Annotated in this window: 14 protein-coding genes and 2 pseudogenes; 10 read left to right on the top strand and 6 right to left on the bottom strand. The window is 64.1% G+C overall.

Annotated elements, in window-relative coordinates:
* Positions 1 to 221 precede the first annotated feature (221 nt).
* The 6 genes from JVH1_RS42835 (at position 222) to JVH1_RS42810 (ending at position 7,053) form a co-directional block, all read left to right on the top strand.
* Positions 222 to 971 carry an enoyl-CoA hydratase/isomerase family protein gene (locus tag JVH1_RS42835; RefSeq protein ID WP_237735179.1) on the top strand — a complete coding sequence of 250 codons (750 nt, stop codon included), beginning with the start codon at positions 222 to 224 and terminating at the stop codon, positions 969 to 971.
* On the top strand, positions 968 to 2,605 hold the full coding sequence (locus JVH1_RS42830) for a class I adenylate-forming enzyme family protein (RefSeq protein ID WP_009760436.1): 1,638 nt from the start codon (positions 968 to 970) through the stop codon (positions 2,603 to 2,605). Before JVH1_RS42835 ends, JVH1_RS42830 begins: the two co-directional genes overlap by 4 nt.
* Before the next feature lie 6 nt (positions 2,606 to 2,611).
* Complete coding sequence (locus tag JVH1_RS42825; protein ID WP_009760435.1) at positions 2,612 to 3,757, top strand: hypothetical protein; 1,146 nt, start codon at positions 2,612 to 2,614, stop codon at positions 3,755 to 3,757.
* Positions 3,750 to 4,796 (top strand): phosphotransferase family protein, encoded by a 1,047-nt coding sequence (locus JVH1_RS42820; protein WP_237735178.1) that lies wholly within the window; start codon positions 3,750 to 3,752, stop codon positions 4,794 to 4,796. The genes JVH1_RS42825 and JVH1_RS42820 overlap by 8 nt, the downstream gene beginning before the upstream one ends.
* A 3-nt stretch (positions 4,797 to 4,799) precedes the next feature.
* Positions 4,800 to 5,264: a hypothetical protein gene (locus tag JVH1_RS42815; protein WP_009760433.1), complete on the top strand. Its 465-nt coding sequence runs from the start codon at positions 4,800 to 4,802 to the stop codon at positions 5,262 to 5,264.
* Between the two features lie 79 nt (positions 5,265 to 5,343).
* The gene (locus JVH1_RS42810) at positions 5,344 to 7,053 is read left to right on the top strand and encodes a long-chain fatty acid--CoA ligase (protein WP_009760432.1); all 1,710 of its coding nucleotides are present in this window, start codon (positions 5,344 to 5,346) and stop codon (positions 7,051 to 7,053) included.
* Positions 7,054 to 7,226: 173 nt separating this feature from the next.
* On the opposite strand, the gene JVH1_RS42805 is transcribed toward JVH1_RS42810, so the two are convergent.
* Genes JVH1_RS42805 through JVH1_RS42795 form a run of 3 tightly spaced genes read right to left on the bottom strand, consistent with a single transcriptional unit; the run spans position 7,227 to position 9,669 of the window.
* Positions 7,227 to 7,616: a nuclear transport factor 2 family protein gene (locus JVH1_RS42805; protein WP_009760431.1), complete on the bottom strand. Its 390-nt coding sequence runs from the start codon at positions 7,614 to 7,616 to the stop codon at positions 7,227 to 7,229.
* A complete protein-coding gene (locus tag JVH1_RS42800) occupies positions 7,613 to 9,049 on the bottom strand; it encodes an FAD-dependent oxidoreductase (RefSeq protein ID WP_043779744.1) in 1,437 nt (478 codons plus the stop codon). Before JVH1_RS42800 ends, JVH1_RS42805 begins: the two co-directional genes overlap by 4 nt.
* On the bottom strand, positions 9,046 to 9,669 hold the full coding sequence (locus JVH1_RS42795) for a histidine phosphatase family protein (RefSeq protein ID WP_009760429.1): 624 nt from the start codon (positions 9,667 to 9,669) through the stop codon (positions 9,046 to 9,048). Before JVH1_RS42795 ends, JVH1_RS42800 begins: the two co-directional genes overlap by 4 nt.
* A gap of 225 nt (positions 9,670 to 9,894) precedes the next feature.
* Between JVH1_RS42795 and JVH1_RS42790 the strand changes: the two genes are divergently transcribed.
* The 3 genes and pseudogenes from JVH1_RS42790 to JVH1_RS42780 all read left to right on the top strand — a co-directional run bounded on the left by JVH1_RS42790 (position 9,895) and on the right by JVH1_RS42780 (position 12,604).
* Positions 9,895 to 11,637 carry a PEP-utilizing enzyme gene (locus JVH1_RS42790; RefSeq protein ID WP_009760428.1) on the top strand — a complete coding sequence of 581 codons (1,743 nt, stop codon included), beginning with the start codon at positions 9,895 to 9,897 and terminating at the stop codon, positions 11,635 to 11,637.
* Between the two features lie 387 nt (positions 11,638 to 12,024).
* Positions 12,025 to 12,264, top strand: a pseudogene (locus JVH1_RS42785) (nuclear transport factor 2 family protein); the annotation flags it as partial.
* Positions 12,254 to 12,604 carry a nuclear transport factor 2 family protein gene (locus JVH1_RS42780; protein WP_009760427.1) on the top strand — a complete coding sequence of 117 codons (351 nt, stop codon included), beginning with the start codon at positions 12,254 to 12,256 and terminating at the stop codon, positions 12,602 to 12,604. The pseudogene JVH1_RS42785 and the gene JVH1_RS42780, both read left to right, overlap by 11 nt.
* A 63-nt stretch (positions 12,605 to 12,667) precedes the next feature.
* Here the strand turns inward: JVH1_RS42780 and JVH1_RS42775 are convergent.
* Positions 12,668 to 13,015, bottom strand: a pseudogene (locus tag JVH1_RS42775) (response regulator transcription factor); the annotation flags it as partial.
* A gap of 113 nt (positions 13,016 to 13,128) precedes the next feature.
* On the opposite strand from JVH1_RS42775, the gene JVH1_RS42770 reads away from it, so the two are divergent.
* Positions 13,129 to 13,425, top strand: a complete 297-nt coding sequence (locus JVH1_RS42770) for a hypothetical protein (RefSeq protein WP_051033700.1) — start codon at positions 13,129 to 13,131, stop codon at positions 13,423 to 13,425.
* Positions 13,426 to 13,715: 290 nt separating this feature from the next.
* Here JVH1_RS42770 and JVH1_RS42765 read toward each other — a convergent pair whose 3' ends face one another.
* A complete protein-coding gene (locus tag JVH1_RS42765) occupies positions 13,716 to 14,369 on the bottom strand; it encodes a histidine phosphatase family protein (RefSeq protein WP_051033699.1) in 654 nt (217 codons plus the stop codon).
* Entirely contained in the window at positions 14,366 to 14,788 is a 423-nt protein-coding gene (locus tag JVH1_RS42760; protein ID WP_371113191.1) for a PEP-utilizing enzyme, read from the bottom strand. Before JVH1_RS42760 ends, JVH1_RS42765 begins: the two co-directional genes overlap by 4 nt.
* Positions 14,789 to 15,842 lie beyond the last annotated feature (1,054 nt).

Here is a 15,842-nt window from a genome sequence, read left to right as displayed (position 1 = left end):
AACACCGGCGCAGAGCCTGCAACTTACTCTAATAAACAACTATCGAGGAAGCAACGTAGTACGCTACGATCGAGACGCACCGAGCCCGAGTGCACGACGTCATCGACGCCACGACTCGCGCACATTCTGCGCGCGAGGTCACCGATGACCGAATTTTCTCGTCGAGTCGAAAGGCTGAAATGGCGGACTACAAGACTGTGAGACTGTCGAAGGACGGTCACGTGGGCGAGCTGCAACTGTGCCGTCCCAATGTGCTCAACCGCTTCGACAGCGACCTCCTCGGCGAACTTGGCGGGGCGCTGAGCGAACTCGGAAGGGATCGCGGCGTCCGCGCAGTGGTTCTCACATCGACCGGGCGCCACTTCTCCGCCGGAGGTGACACCGAGGCCATGCTCGCGGCCAACAGCGACCTGCAGGTCCTCCTGGAGCAGGTCGACGACGGCCGCCAGCTGTTCCGAACTTTCGCCGACTTCCCGAAGCCACTTGTGGTCGCCCTGCACGGGCACGTGTTCGGTGTGGCGACCAGTTTGATCCTGACCGCCGATGCGATCGTGTCCACTCCGTCGGTCCGTTTGTCCGACCCGCACGTCCAACTCGGGCTCGTGCCCGGAGACGGCGGCTGCGTGACCTGGCCGGCCAACTTGCCGATGGTCCGCGCGAAACGGCACCTGCTCTGGGGTGAACCACTCCTGGCCGAGGACGCATACCGGCTGGGCATGGTGACCGAACTGGTCGACTCCGCGGACGAGGTCGCGCCGCTGGCACGGTCGCTCGCCGCGAAGGTCGCCGAACTTCCCCCGGCCGCAGTCCAGCTCACGAAACGAGCGCTGAACAAGGGCATGCACGCGCGCATCGACGAGGTCTTCGACACCGCCTTCTACCTCGAAGCCATCAGCGCTTCCACCGGCGATCTTCGCGAAGCAGTCAATGCCTTCAAGGAAAAGAGGCCAGGAACATGGCAAGGACGATGACGAACACCCACAGCAGCGAGCGCGACACGCTCGAGCAGGTGTGGGGCACCGACGTTCGTTCGGCGGACTACGCGGGCCATCCCGGGCTGCTCTACGAGCCTCACCCGCGTTCGTTCGAGGAACTCCTCCTCGGCACCGAGCGGTGGAACACTCGCACGTACATGGTCCAAGGTGACCGTCGCATCACCTTCCGCCAGTTCTCCTCCGCGATTGCGCCGGCCTGCAAGCACTTTGCCGATCTCGGTGTTCGCGAAGGCGACCGGGTCATGCTCCTCGCCTACAACAGTCCCGACTGGGTTCTCGCGCTGTGGTCGCTGTGGATGATCGGCGCCGTGCCGGTGCTCGGCAACAGATGGTGGAGTCCGCACGAGATCGACAACGCCGTCGACGTGGTGTCACCGCGCTGCATTGTCACCGATATGCCCCAGCCGCCGGACTCGGTGACCGTCCCGACGACACCGGTGGCAGACCTCCGTCGGTTCTTCGAGGCAGCCGACTCGGAACTCTCACCCCGCCGAGAAGACACCACCTTGTCGCGGGGAGACGAGGACGCGCCGGCTCTCATTCTCTTCACTTCCGGCAGTTCCGGCATGCCCAAAGCTGTTGAGCTGTCACTTCGTTCCGTCATCGCCAATCAGCACAACCTGCTGCTCCGCTCGCGCCGGCTCCCCCAGCAACTCCCCGACGACGCACCGCAGGCATCGACCCTCGTCTGCACCCCGTTGTTTCACATCGGTGGAATCTCCAACCTCGTCACCCAGCTGATCAACGGCGGCAAGATCGTCCTGAACACAGGCCGCTTCGACCCGCATCAGGTGCTTACGTTGATCGAGCAGGAGAAGGTGCAGAGCTGGGGCGGTGTGCCCACCATGGCGAGCCGGGTACTCGAGCATCCCGACTTCGACTCGTTCGACCTGTCGAGCTTGCGGTCGTGGCCGTTGGGCGGCGCCCCGGTGACCCCCGGCCTTCTCGAGCGAATGCAGCGGAAGCTGCCCCAGCTTCGGGAGCGGGGACTGGGCAACACCTGGGGAATGACCGAATCCGGTGGGTTCCTCACCGTCGCCGGCAACCGCGATCTCGAGCGGTATCCCGGCACCGTGGGCCGCCCCTATCCGGTTGTGGAGCTCGAGATCCTCGGACCGGACGAGCGGGGCGTCGGCGAGATCCTGGTTCGCTCCCCAACGGTGATGCTCGGCTACATCGGCATCGACGACGGAACCGTCGATGCCGAAGGCTGGCTCCACACCGGAGACCTCGGGCACACCAATGACGAGGGCTATCTGTTCCTCGACGGCCGGAGCAAAGACATCGTCATCCGCGGTGGCGAGAACATTGCCTGCGCCCACGTCGAGGCCGCGCTGGCCAATCATCCCGACGTCATCGAGGTCGCCGCAATCGGTCTTCCCCACCCCGACCTCGGGGAAGAACTGGCAGCCGTTGTCGTCTTCCGTCCCGGAGGCACCCCTCCCACGTCCGATACACTGCGCGAATTCCTCACCGGCACGCTCTCATACTTCGCGATTCCAACTCGGTGGCAGTTCCAGGACACCCCACTTCCCACCCTGGCCGGCGAGAAGACCGACAAGAAGACTCTCGTCGCCCAGTTCCCGACCGACAATGACGAGCGAGGCTGAATCACCGTGGTCCGTCTGACACCGCCCGACGAGTACTTCACCCATCAGGTCTCGTACCCCCACGCGATGGTGGGATCGAGCGATCCCAGCTGGCGTGAGCGGTACTGGATCAGCATCCAGGACGTCGAGAACAAGGACACCGTTCTCAGCATCGGGATCGGGCAGTACCCGAACCAGGATGTACAAGAGGCGTTCGTTGCCCTGTCCTGCAACGGCAAACAGCACAACCTGAGACTTTCCCGGGCGCTGGCACCGGAAAGCCACGTCATGAAGGTCGGTCCGCTGACCATCGAGGTGATCAAACCCCTCGAAGAACTGCGTCTGACCCTCGAACCGAACCCGTCCGGGATCGAGTTCGACATCACGTGGTCCGGACGCATGGAGCCCACACTCGAGGGCCGCCATTTCCAAGTCAGTCGATCCAAGGTCACCTACGACGCCGTCCGGTACGTCCAGGTCGGCCGCGCGGCAGGCAGCCTGACCGCGCCCGACTATGCGGCCACCCTGACACCCGACACGTGGTGGAGCGAGCGTGACCACTCGTGGGGAACCCGGCCGCTGCCGCGCGCGCAGGGCGCCCCTCCCGGAGAACGCCCAGAGTGGAAGATGCTGATGTTCTGCCCACTTCAGCTGCCCGACTTCGGTCTCCATTTCTACTACTACGAGGCCGAACCCGGTCGGCCGGTGCACCTCTCCGCGGCGTTCTCGCGGCCGATCGGTGCACCGGAGGGAGATCAGGACGAGCTGATCGTCGGGGTGGACCACGACTTGCGCTGGGTGGACGGGGCCCCGGCCGCCACCCTGGCCGGGGGTCGCATCACCCTCACCCTGGACAGCGGCAAGAAACTCGAATTCGAACTGACCGCTCATCCCGGTCGCGCGCATCTGCGCGGCGGGGGATACGAGGGTTGGAACGGCTGGTACCAAGGTCACTGGAAAGGGGAGAACAGCCTCGAACACGAGGTGTGGGATCTCAACGACAAGGACAACTTCTACCGGTACGCGAAGGCAGGCAGCGACCACCTCGTGGAGGTGCGGCACAACGGCCAGGTCGGGTACGGCGTGATGGAGTACATGGTGCTGCCCGGTTACGCGCGGTACCCGGAAGCCATCCCCCCGAAGCCCGCGAAGGCGAAGGCAAGCGATGAGTAGCGCCGTGTCCACCGAAGAACTGACGATGCCGGAGTTGACCGACGCGTTGCGTGCCTTTCTGAGCCGGCACCTTCCTCCCGGTGCCGAACCCGAGATCGCGGCGCTCTATCGCGCCGGGACCGGCAGTTCCCGGGAAAACTGGCCATTCGATGCCACGTGGACCGAGGCCGGGGAACGATCGACTCATCGGCTCCTGATGCGCCGGGACCCGACCAGCGCGGTGGTGGATACGGCCAGAAGTGCCGAGTTCCGTCTCCTCGAAGCCCTGGAAGCAACCACGATTCCAGCGCCGCGGGTGCGCTGGCTCGACGACGAGGGCGCGGACCTCGCCCGCCCGACGATGATCGGTGACCGCTACGACGGCAGGGCGCATCGCGGTGTTCTCCGTGACAAGAATCCTCTGCACCTGACCGCTGAGCAGCGACTGACGCTGGCTCAGGGCATGTGTGACGTTCTGGGGCAGCTGCATTCGCTCGAAATCGACGCACTCGGGTTACGGCAGATCTTGCCGGTTCCGGCGAGTTCGCCGGCCGAACACGAACTCGAGCGGTGGATCGGCGAGCTCACCAGCAACGAACTCGAACCGCAACCGGGCCTGCGCCTGTGCGCCGAATGGCTTCGGGACCACCTTCCGACCGGCCCGGACCGCCTCGTGCTCGTCCACGGTGACTTTCGCCCGGCGAACGTGCTGGTCGACGGCGGCGATTTCGGTGTCCTCCTCGACTGGGAACTCGCCCGCCTCGGCGACCCCCTCGACGACCTCGGGTGGTACACAACCCCGCTGTATCGCGGCGAGCACTTCATTCCCGGTCAGTGGACCCAGGAGGACTTCCTGGCGCGGTACACCGCCCGAACCGGTATCGACGTATCACCGACAGCGCTGACCTTCTGGCAGATCCTATCCACGTTCCGTCTGGCGATCATCGCGCTCAACGGTGTCCGCAACTTCTGCGAGCTGGGATCGGATCGGCCGGCGGCGCCCGTCGATGCGCTGATCGCCAAGGTCGTCGACCAGGTACTCGCGGCGGAGAAAGGCTGAATCATGCGCCCCGCACCACAAGAGATCATCTCGGGAATCTCGAGGATCCTGAAAGAAACCATCGAACCTCAGCTCACCGACGAGCACGCCCTCAACAGGCTCCGCGAAGTCAGGGCTGTTCTTGCACAGGTCGATTGGAACGACACCACGACAAAGCTCGGCCTCGAGACGGAGTCGGTGGCTGCCGTGCTGGAGAACTGGCGCGTATGGACCGAAGCGGATGACGCCCGGGCGGCAGCGTTCGCCGCCCAACGCGCTCGACTCGACGAGCTCTCCGACGAGTCTCGTCGATCACCTCGCTACGAAGCCTTCGCCGTCCTCGATGCTCGGCATGCGCGGTACGGACAGCTGGTTGTCGACGTCGCGAGTGCCACATCCCGATGGGCCCGTGACGAGGACGGCCGCGCCGAGGCGGCGGAGCCGATCCTGCACAGCCTTCGGCAGCACTACTCCACTCGACGCGGCTGACCTCCGCCGCTCGACGGGTGAGCACCGCGCGCGAGGCGGCCCGGAAACCAGACGCAACAGCGGAGCATCAGGAGATGCCGTGACACATGACGATACTGCGGCGCGGGAGACCTCCACCCTCACGGAGGCCTTTCTTCACACCGTGGAGACCTGTGGCGAGCACCTCGCATTGACGTGCGGGGCCAGCGGGCGAGCCCTGACCTGGGCAGAGTACGGTCAGGAAGCCGCTGCCCTCGCGGACGGGTTCTCGTCGTCGGGCATTCGCGCCGGCGATCATGTCGTCCTCATGTTGACCAATCGAGCCGAGTTCTATCTGGTCGATACCGCCTTGATGCTCATCGGCGCGATACCGGTGTCGGTGTACAACTCGCCGTCGATCGACCGGCTGAGCTACATCTGGGGGCACTGCACTCCGGTCGCGGTTGTCGTCGAGGACGACCTTCAGCTCGAACGGGCCCGCGCCGCCGAAGCGAGGAGTAACCACCGTCCCCGGTTGATCGCGGTCGAGGCCGTGCCGGCGGACGACGACATCGTCAAGCTCGCAAGCCTCGCTGCGCGATCGCCGACGAATTTGGCTGAACTGTCGCGCCGCAGCAATCCGGACGACATTGCCACGATGCTGTATACGTCTGGTACGACGGGGAACCCGAAGGGTGTGCCACTGACCCACCGCAACTTGTTGTTTGCCGCTCGGACGCTCATGAGCCGGATGGGCATCAGCCTTCGCGGCCGCCGTCAGCTGTCGTACCTTCCGATGGCGCACATCGGTGAACGATTGGCGACCCACTACGTGCACATGTTTCAAGGCAGCGCGGTGACCTGTTGCGCAAGCCTCGAACTGTTCCCTGAGCTTCTGGCCCAGACCAAGCCACACATGCTGTTCGGTGCGCCGCGCATGTGGGAGAAGCTGTACGTCCGCATACAGGACTTGTCGGCAACGGATTCCACCATCGGACCGAGCGCTACGGTTCCCGGCCCCGGCGACGCCCTCCAGCGCCATCTGGACACGCTGGGACTCGGGCAGATCGACATCGCGATCGTGGGCTCGGCGCCACTCCCCCGACACATTCAGGAATTCTGGCTTGCTGCAGGCATACCCCTGGCCGACTGCTACGGCCAAAGCGAGACCTGCGGGGTAGGGACCTGGGACCCCCACCGACTCGTACTCGGAACGTGCGGAAAGCCTTTCGACGGAGTGGAGGTCACCGTCTCCGATCTCGGCGAGATCCTCGTACGAAGTGAGGCCGTGTTCGCCGGTTACTACCGTGACGACGCCCGAACGCGGACCGTCCTCGACAAGGACGGCTGGTTCCACACGAACGACCTCGGCTCAATGGACGCCGACCACAATTTGATCGTCCGAGGCCGGATGGACGACCTGCTGGTGCCCACGTCCGGGCACAACGTCAGTCCCGCACCGATCGAAGCGCGGCTACTGCAAATTCCACTGGTGAGCCACGCCGTGCTGTGTGGCAGCGGCAGGCCGTACATCACGGCGCTGCTGGTGCTCGATCCTGACGCCGTCGTCAAGCGCGCGGCCGACCTCGGAGTCGCGGAACGGTCGCCGGCGGAGCTCACTTCCGACCCGGCGGTCCGCTCGATCGTCAGCCGTCACCTCGACGAGATCAACGCGGGACTGCCGGGAGCGGAGAAGATCAGGTCGTTCGCGCTCGTGTCCGCGGAGAGCGAGTGGGACCCCGATTCCCCGTTGGTCACCGCCACGGGAAAGATTCGGCGGAACAACATCTTGCAGCGATATGCCGAGACCATCGAATCGATGTACGTCTGACTCGAGGTTTCACATTTCTCCCCTACGGCTTGCGCCGTAGGGGAGAAATGTTGCGCCGACCCGGCCAATGGTTGAAGCCGGGCCCCACCCCGAGGGTGGGTTCGTGGAGGATCGCCCCACGCGTCTGATGGTTACCGCGGAGATCGGGAATCTCCGTGCGACACGGCCGCTCGTTAGTGGGAGGAGACCACCGATTCCCTACGGGCGCGCCATGTCGCCATGTCGCAGTAGTCGCGGACTGTTGCGATGAGGCCGCCACCGTCCAGTTCGACGACTCCGACACACTCGATGGCTACCTCGCGTCCGGAGAACCAGAACCGGTCCACGCGCTCGAGCCAGATGCGGTCGCCGTCGAGCGCGGAGGTCACGAGGTCCCACTGCACCCGGTCGGAGGCTTCGAGTATTTTCGCGAAGGTGCCTGCGATGGCCTCCCGTCCACGGGCGGGCTCCTGAGGGACCGCGAAGTGGTAGACGCCATCCGGTGTGAAGCAGGCTGCGACCGCGGCGGCGTCGCGGGCGTGGACTGCAGCGAGGAATGCCTCCACGGCGCCGGGCATTGTCATGATGCAGCTCCGGACTTGGCCTTGTGAGCGGCTTCTTCGCCGGCGATCCGGCCGAAGCCACACGCGTTCGCCAAGGAGTTTCCGCTTCCCATGTAGGTTTCGCCGAGAATTCCGCCGGTGCATTCGCCGGCGGCGAACAGCCCGTCGATGGCCGAACCGTCTTGCCGCAGCACTCGTGCCTTCTGGTCGATTCGGAGCCCGCAGGAGGTCACGTTGACGGTCGCCGGGCGAACTTCGACAGCGTAGAAGGGCGGCGTCTTCAGCGGCATGAGGAACTTGCCCGCCTTCCCGAAGTCGATGTCTTCCCCCTCGATCGCGAGAGCGTTGTATCGCGCTACCTCACCTTCGAGGGTGTCGACGGGCACTCCGATCGCGTCCGCGAGAGCGGGCAGATCGGAAGCGGCCTTGGCCTTGCCTGTGGTGATGTTCTCGTCGACGAGGTCTGCCGTGTAGTTCTTGGGCCGGAAGGGCGGATGGTTCGGCCATACCTGCTTATAACAGTCCCGGTATCGGTCTGCCTGGTCTGTCGGCGGGCGCAGAGCAGCGTCGTCGAAGACGACGAACGCGCGGTTGCCGCGTGCCCGTACCAAGGTGTCGAGGATTCCGTACGGCGCAGTCTCGTCACAGAACCGGCGGCCGGACGCGTCCAGCAGCACGGTCCATCCCGGGAGGAACGCTTCGTTGAGTTTGGCGAAGTGGGGGTCGAGCGTCCGCAGGCCGCGGTCGAATCCAGTGAGCTGGGCTCCGAGCTGTTCGGCGAAGCCGATCGCATCGCCTCGCGACCCATCCGCACCGATATACCACGTCCAGTCCGTCGTCCACGACGAGGGGAAGTACTTCTGCAGCAGATCAGGATTGGCACCGAATCCCCCGGTGGCAATGACGACGGCGTCGGCTGTGATCGTCTCGCCTTCGGCGAGTACCCCTGTCACTTTGTCCCCGTCGGTGAGTAGTTGCTCGACACGGTGGCCCAGTGCCACATCGACGCCCGCGCGCTGACATGCCGACCACAAGGCGTTGACGAGGGCCTGTCCGCCGCCGTCGACACAGTGCGATCGCGGCTTTCGTTCGTCCCCGCCGAAAATCAGGCGATCGAAGAAGGCCACCCCGCGTTCGCTCAACCAGTCGATCGTTTCGCCGCTCCGCGCGGTCAGTCGCTTCACCGGACCCGCCGCGACATCCCAGTGGTTGAGCGACATGTATTCCTTGAACAGATCCGTCGGATCGTCCTCGATGCCTGCGTTGCGCTGGAGTTCACTGCCGCTGCCCATGATGACGCCGCCGGCGAGTCGTGAGGATCCGCCCACGACGGCCGTGGCCTCACTGATCAAGACCCGCTCGCAGCCCTGCTCGACGGCCGACAGCGCCGCGGCCAGGCCTGCGGCGCCGGCGCCGATGACAACGACGTCGAAATCCGAATCGGACACTCTCATGCTCCTTGCGTTCGAACTGCACGTATACCGAGGTCGAAACCGCGCAGGTGCGGGGTTTCGTTCAAACTGACGAGGGTGCGACGCGTGCGACCGGCTCGGATCCGCGCGAAGCCGGTGTACCCGGGCTCATGGATCGTCAGCCGGCTCGCACCGACCAGTCCTCCGATGAAGGCATTGGCGACGCCACCGTGAGAGACGACGAGGACTCGTTCGCCGGGGTGAGCGTCGATGATGCGGTCGAATTCCGCTGTGACGCGCTTCCTGAAGGAAGGAACATCAGTGCCCCAGGCACTCAGGTCGTCCCGGAGAAACGCCTCGTATCGAGGGTCGTTGTTGACGCGAAGATCTTCGAAGTGCAGATATTCGGCGGCGTCCCGATCGAACTCGGCGAGATCGGCCCTGATGTGGGGATTTAGACCCACGGCCTCCCCGATGATGTCCGCAGTGTCGATCGCGCGGGTGAGGGGCGAGGTGTAGAGCGCAGCGAAATCCTCAGCAGCGAGGTAGTCGGCGGCTCGGGCTGCCTGTTCGCGTCCTCGATCGCTGAGTCCCGGGTTCGCTCGTGCCGGCCCGGCGGCCGCTCGGTCCGGTTCAGCGTGTCGAACGAGTACCAGCTCCACCGAATTATTCCTCTCGACGTCACAGCGAGCCGACGGGGAACGCCGCTCGAAAACCCATACCCTCTACCACTCGATGTTCTATCAATAGAGTAAGCATGACCCCTGGAGATGTCCATTCATACTTGCGTTCTAGATATTCTATTGTAAGACTATCTGGTGTGACGTGATGCACATCGCGTCAGCGCATCTTTTCGGACGCCGCTTACCTAGAGCAACAGGAGCATCATGAGCACCCTCGACGAGCCGTGGTTGGCAGACACCCCGCCGAGCAAGCGGTTCCCCATCTACACCAGGTCCAACATCTCGGAGGTCTTTCCCGATGTGGTCACACCACTGGCCGCCACCGGTGAGGTCTGGCGCGGCGCAGAGCACGGGTGGCGCAACGGACTGATCCGATTCGGCGCGTTCGACAAGGACGAGTTCGACAGCGAACACGACGAAATGATCGGCATCTTCGGCGGTTACGGCTACCTGAACGTATCGGTCTCCCGAGTCATGGGCGTGCGGATGCCCGGAAGCAACCCCGACCTTGTCGACCAGTCCTACTTCGGCAGCCAGCCCGGTGTCCCGCCCTACGATCCTCGCCCCGAGGACGTAAACCCGGAGCTGACCGCACGCATGGGCGAGATCATCAACTGGGCGATGACGGCCGACGGGCTCCCCGAACTAGAGGAGTACCGCACCAGGGCTGCTGACCTGCGCAGGGAACGACCTGACCTCGACGCATTGACCAACGAGCAGCTTGCTGAACGCGCCCTGGGCATCCAGGAATCTCTGTTCCTTCCCTGGGTGAGTGACCACTTCTTTCTCATCTACGTCGCCTCCATCCCGGTCGGCGGTCTCGCTGCACTCACCGCCAGCCTGGGCGTGCCCGAGCTACTGACTCCGCTGATCAGCGGTTTCGGTGACGTCGACTCAGCCGCACCATCACTGGCGATGTGGGACCTCGGCAGAATCGCAAGGTCGTCCGATGCGCTACAGACACTCTTCACGGAAGGCGTCAAAGGCCTGGACACCCGCCTTCGCCAGTCCGTCGACGCGGACGTGGTGGCCTTCGTCAAGCAGTTCGATCACTTCCTGTACGAATTCGGGTCGCGCGGCGTCAACGAGTGGGAGATGAACACACCCACATGGCAGACACACCCTGATATCGCACTCGGCGCGATCGACCGAATGCGCATCGCAGACGAGAGCAAGGCACCACGAACAAACCTCGCACGAATGGCACAGGACCGTGCGGAGGCCATTGAGACCGTGCGGAACAAAATCGCCGGCGACGAGGCGACGGCGGCACAGTTCGAGGCCCTCCTACACGCCGCCGAAGTATTCCTTCCCGCCCGCGAGCGAAGCAAGACTTCGTTGGTCCGCATGATCGGCGAAGTCAAGGTACCGTTCCGTGAACTCGGCCTGCGACTCGCCGAAGCCGGGCATATCGACAACCCCGAGGACTTTGCACTCGTGACCCGGCAGGAATTCGACGGCTTCGTCGCGAATCCGGGCGGATACACCGAGATCATTCGGGAACGCCGGGCTCGCATGGCAGAGATGGCGGCCCTCGTGCCTCCGTTCATCGTTGTCGGCGAACCACCCGCCCCCGATACATGGGAACGACGGGACGCCCGGTCCGCGGAAACCGCCGCCGCTGGTGTGGTGCTTCAAGGTGTGGCCGCCTGTGCAGGCGTGGCCACCGGCCCGGCCCGGGTCATCAATGATCCAAGCCAGGCCGACGAGTTGGAACCGGGCGAGATCCTCGTCGCCCCTGGCACCGACCCGTCCTGGACGCCCTTATTCGTCTCGTCCGCAGCCGTTGTCGTGGATGTCGGTGCACCGATGAGTCATGCGGCCATCGTCAGCCGTGAATTGGGGATCCCCTGCGTCGTTTCCTGCACCGACGCAACACGGCGAATTACGAATGGAACTGTCATCACAGTCGATGGTGCTGCAGGAACAGTGACGATCGGCCACTGATCGGCCGTGAGAGGAGTGGTGGTCTGTGCAGCAGGCTTTGCCGACGCTGCGCGAACCACCCCCCTCACCCTCAGTACATCCGGAGACAGATAGCCAAGCTTTGGCGAGCCCAGTCCCGATCCGCGCACTGGTCGGAACAGTACAGATCGCCACTTCTCGTCGAGCAGAACAAGTCGCGCTCGCAGTAGCCGCAGAACATCTTTCGCACGGCACGCCTCGCACGCACCCCAGACCGAAAGTCGACGATACCACGACGCAGCCTTACGCAGAACGTGAGTTGCATTCCATTTCTCCCGTAATGGCACGACGACTGCATTTCAGCAATACTCCACTGGTAGACCTTCCATCACAAGAGCAGTTGATGAATTCTCAGTGTGTACGCATCGGATGACAGCCCGTCGTGCCGAATTGATTCCGGCTCCGGGCGAATCATCACAACGGGCCGCAAGGGTACCCTCTCGCACCCCGAACTGCAGTAGCCGGCTGTTGTCGGCGCAACGAGAAAGGCGGAACTTCATGGCCGACGACTTGACGATAGTGGAGCGTCTCACCGCCATCGAGGAAATCAAGCAACTAAAAGCCCGCTACTTCAGGTTTTTGGACCAACACAAGTGGGATGACTTTGCTGCACTCTTCGGCAGCAACCTTGTGGGTCAACATCGGCGAGTCGACTACCGGTCCGAAGGACCGGGACTCGTTCATCGCGTCGGTCCGTGCACACCTGGACGGTGCGGTGACGGTCCACCAGGGCCACACGCCCGAGATCACGATTATCGATGCCGATCACGCGACAGGTATCTGGGCGACGTTCGACCTGGTCGAACCTCCAGTGGACAGTGGGTTTCCGCTGCTGACCGGGTACGGACACTATCTCGATTACATTCGGGAAGACGGTGTCTGGCGAATCTCCCGGTTGGAACTAACCCGCATCAAGCGGTCCACAGCCTTCGATCGCGCCGGCGGATGAACTTGCCAGGTCTGTTCGGGGGAGCTCAATCAGGGGCAGAGAATCGGGAGATACGTGACGCGCTCAGCCCGCTGGCCCGTCTGGACCCGGTTTCACATGCCGGGATTCCGTGACACGCGGCAATTTGTGCGCGAGAAGTGAATCCCAGCTTCACAAGTAGGTGCTCGACGTGCCCCTGCGCCATCCGCGGGGAGATTCCTTGCGGGTGGCAATCTCGCGATTGGTCGGTCCCTCAGCGACCAGTTCGGCGACCTGAAGTTCTCGCTTCGTCGGCGTTGTCCCCGCCGGGAACTCCCGTGAAGAGGGCAAGGACATCCTCTCCTCGAGTGCATACGCGACGGCCTCTACAACGGCGAGCGCTCGACCTTTTCGTTGCGCCGCATCGAATGCCCTTTGGGTCAGCACTTGTCGGGCACCCGCGGCACCCAGCTCGCCGAAGGCGGCGCCCGGATCCAGACGATCTTGCCGTAGAGCGGGTGTTGACCCGGTGTTCGATGGCAATACTCGGACATCACAGCGCGACCATGTCCATGATTTACAGCCGCATCTCCGATCCCGAGATCCGCCGCCAATACGAGTCGGCGCTCGCCGACGGGCACCGGATCGCCGGCCCGGCGGCCGATGCCCTGCTGCACGATGCCCTCGACGACGACACCGTGGACTGGCTGAAGACGAATTTCCTCAAGATAACCGGGACACTGCCTGCGGCTACCCGCCGAGGGGCCGTGCGAATGCGACCTGATCCTGACCTGCCCGAAGTTCCTCACCACCAGCGAATACGCGCCACGGATCAGGGCCGCCCGCGACCGAACAAGTCCTGATCGACGACGCCCGCTCCCGCGGCTGGGACCGGGAAGTCGAAGGGCACGAAGCAACCTGCCGGTGGCTGCAGCACCTGCTCGAGGAACTCGACAACGACATCCGGTGAGAGGAATGGTGTGGGGCACAACAGGTCCGATGTCACCGACCAGTCATGCTGTGCACGCCAGTCCCGGACCGGCGCCGGGACCTCGTCGGTGCCGGGATCTGTTCCGGTGATCAGCGGTCCGTCCCCACACCGGCGGCAGCTGATCGCCAGACCGTGACCATTCGGACGAAATCGTTCGCAGCCTCAGTGGCTGTTTTCGTGGTTCTGCTGCCGCCGCAGGTGCCCTGACTCGTTGATGCTGACCAGGCGTCGCGAGCGGCCATGGTCAACCAAGACCCGGCTTATGCTCGTGTACTCCGGATCGTGGAACATGAATTCGGCGATGCCCAGGACCCCGCCGAGGTAGGCGTTGAGAACACCACCGTGGCACACGACTACCACACGCTCACCGGGCCGGCACTCGCGAAGCAATCTGTCGAAGGCTCGTGCGACTCGACTCCTGAAGCTGGTCACGTCGGTTCCCCATGGGCTGAGATCCTCGCGTAGGTATGCGTCGTAGCGAGGGTCCTTGTTTGCGATCAAGTCCTCGAAGAAGAGGTACTCGGTTGCATCTCGATCGAACTCCGCCAGGTCTGGATCGAAGGTGAGCCGCACATCCAGCTCACGCGCGATCGTGGCGGCGGTCTCGGCAGCGCGCAGCAGTGAAGAGGAGTGCACTCGATCCGCGCCTTCGGCTTTGAGATGTTCAGCCACGCGCCGTGCCTGTCGATGCCCGAGATCACCGAGCGGAGGATCAGCAGGATTCTGGCTTTCGCGCGGGTTTCCGGGCCGACCGTGGCGCACGATGATCAGTTCGACTGGCTCGTTGACGTCTTGATCCGGGTTTGCCACTGTCATCCCTCAGCGCTTCTCATCTGTTTCGACACTGCGAGATCGACCTTCGGGACGTCACCGGCGTCCAAGATCACGACAGTGCCTGTCGTACCGTCGACGACGATCCGGTCGCCTTCCTTGATGATCCGGGTGCCGTCGTCGGTTCCGATGACGTAGGGGATGCCGAGCTCGCGGGCAACGACCGCGCCATGGCTGGACTGGCTCCCGATGTCGATGACGAGTGCCTCCGCCAGCGACATCAGGGGCGCCCAGCTGGGATCGGTGAAGCGGCAGACAAGGATGTCTCCTTGGCAGAGTTCGATGTCGTCGGCAGCGTTGAGCACGAGACGGGCCCGACCCTCGACTCGACAGCCTCCCCATGCTTTGCCGGCGATCTCGGTGCGTCGGAGATCGCCGTTGGGTGCTGCCGTCACAGTAGGCATCCCGGTGAACGAGACCGGCAAGATCATGTCCGCGTATCGCTCACGTTCGCCTCGGCGGTATGCAATAAGGGGCCGCACGTCAACCGTGGAGTCTGCAAAGAGCGATTCGAGTTCCGGGATGGTGAGGAAGAAGGCGTCGTCGATCTCATCAAGCCGACCTGCCTCGACCAGCTCGGCCCCGACGACGCGTGCCGCGGCGCGGGCACCGTCGAGTGCCATCAGGTACGCGGCCTTACCCATTTCGAGCTTACGAATCAATCCAGCCGATCGGCGAAGCATGAACGACACCACCGGACGCTTCCGCCGTGGCAGGGCACGCAGCAGTTGCCTCTCGGCTTCCTCGCGGGCAGCCATCGTAGCTGCCTCACGATCGAGTGGTCGGGCGACGTCCGACCGGCCCCGGTATGACGCGACCAGACCTTCGACACGCTCCGGTTGTTCGCGCCACGACCGCGTGTAGACATTGCCTTCATTGGGACCGTGAAATGCATACTCGGCCAGAAAATCTTCGACGGTCACCTCGCCTCGACCGACCCTCCACAACCGTTCAGCCATCTCCGTCTCCGCGACATTGCCCCACCCCTGCAATGCGGGTGCCGCCAGCTCGGAAGCGCCCGCGGATTGCGCTGCGCTGTGCACAGCACCTTCGGCCGCGGGTAGTAGGAACCGGACCATCGCGTGCAGCGTCATCGCGACCGCAAAGCGGTCTGCGGCGCTCCTGAGGCGTTCGAGGGGGGACCCGGTCGGCGCGCTCCCCTTGCGGGAAACGTCATAAACCTCGCGTCGCCACCATGTACGTTGTTCGTCGTACATCCGTTGCATCCGTCCGTCCAGGCGGAGCATCGCAATGGGGAACTTGACCAGAACGATGGGTGCGCGAGCCGGGGTGCCTGGCTCCTGGCGGGTGTCGGGCCTGACGCTACCGAGGAGGTCCCGCTCGACCTCATCGGGCTTGACACCTGGAAGCCTTGCAAGGACCGCTCGAAGCAGGTCGACGTTGGCGGCCTGCCTTCCGTAGATGGAAGCAGTCGAGCGGCGGTTCATATCCTCGGCC

Source organism: Rhodococcus sp. JVH1 (assembly GCF_000280725.2).
Classification (GTDB): domain Bacteria; phylum Actinomycetota; class Actinomycetes; order Mycobacteriales; family Mycobacteriaceae; genus Rhodococcus_F; species Rhodococcus_F jostii_A.
The sequence above is the reverse complement of the archived record's forward strand: the minus strand, read 5'-3'. Positions and strand labels throughout refer to the sequence as shown.

What these genes read in the sequence shown, in the direction of transcription:
- JVH1_RS42830 (WP_009760436.1), top strand. Translation starts at nt 968, where the DNA reads ATGACGAACACCCACAGCAGCGAGCGCGACACGCTCGAGCAGGTGTGG.
- JVH1_RS42820 (WP_237735178.1), top strand. Translation starts at nt 3,750, where the DNA reads ATGAGTAGCGCCGTGTCCACCGAAGAACTGACGATGCCGGAGTTGACC.
- JVH1_RS42815 (WP_009760433.1), top strand. Translation starts at nt 4,800, where the DNA reads ATGCGCCCCGCACCACAAGAGATCATCTCGGGAATCTCGAGGATCCTG.
- JVH1_RS42805 (WP_009760431.1), bottom strand. Translation starts at nt 7,616, where the DNA reads ATGACAATGCCCGGCGCCGTGGAGGCATTCCTCGCTGCAGTCCACGCC.
- JVH1_RS42800 (WP_043779744.1), bottom strand. Translation starts at nt 9,049, where the DNA reads ATGAGAGTGTCCGATTCGGATTTCGACGTCGTTGTCATCGGCGCCGGC.
- JVH1_RS42790 (WP_009760428.1), top strand. Translation starts at nt 9,895, where the DNA reads ATGAGCACCCTCGACGAGCCGTGGTTGGCAGACACCCCGCCGAGCAAG.
- JVH1_RS42780 (WP_009760427.1), top strand. Translation starts at nt 12,254, where the DNA reads ATGACTTTGCTGCACTCTTCGGCAGCAACCTTGTGGGTCAACATCGGC.
- JVH1_RS42770 (WP_051033700.1), top strand. Translation starts at nt 13,129, where the DNA reads ATGTCCATGATTTACAGCCGCATCTCCGATCCCGAGATCCGCCGCCAA.
- JVH1_RS42765 (WP_051033699.1), bottom strand. Translation starts at nt 14,369, where the DNA reads ATGACAGTGGCAAACCCGGATCAAGACGTCAACGAGCCAGTCGAACTG.
- JVH1_RS42760 (WP_371113191.1), bottom strand. Translation starts at nt 14,788, where the DNA reads ATGCCTACTGTGACGGCAGCACCCAACGGCGATCTCCGACGCACCGAG.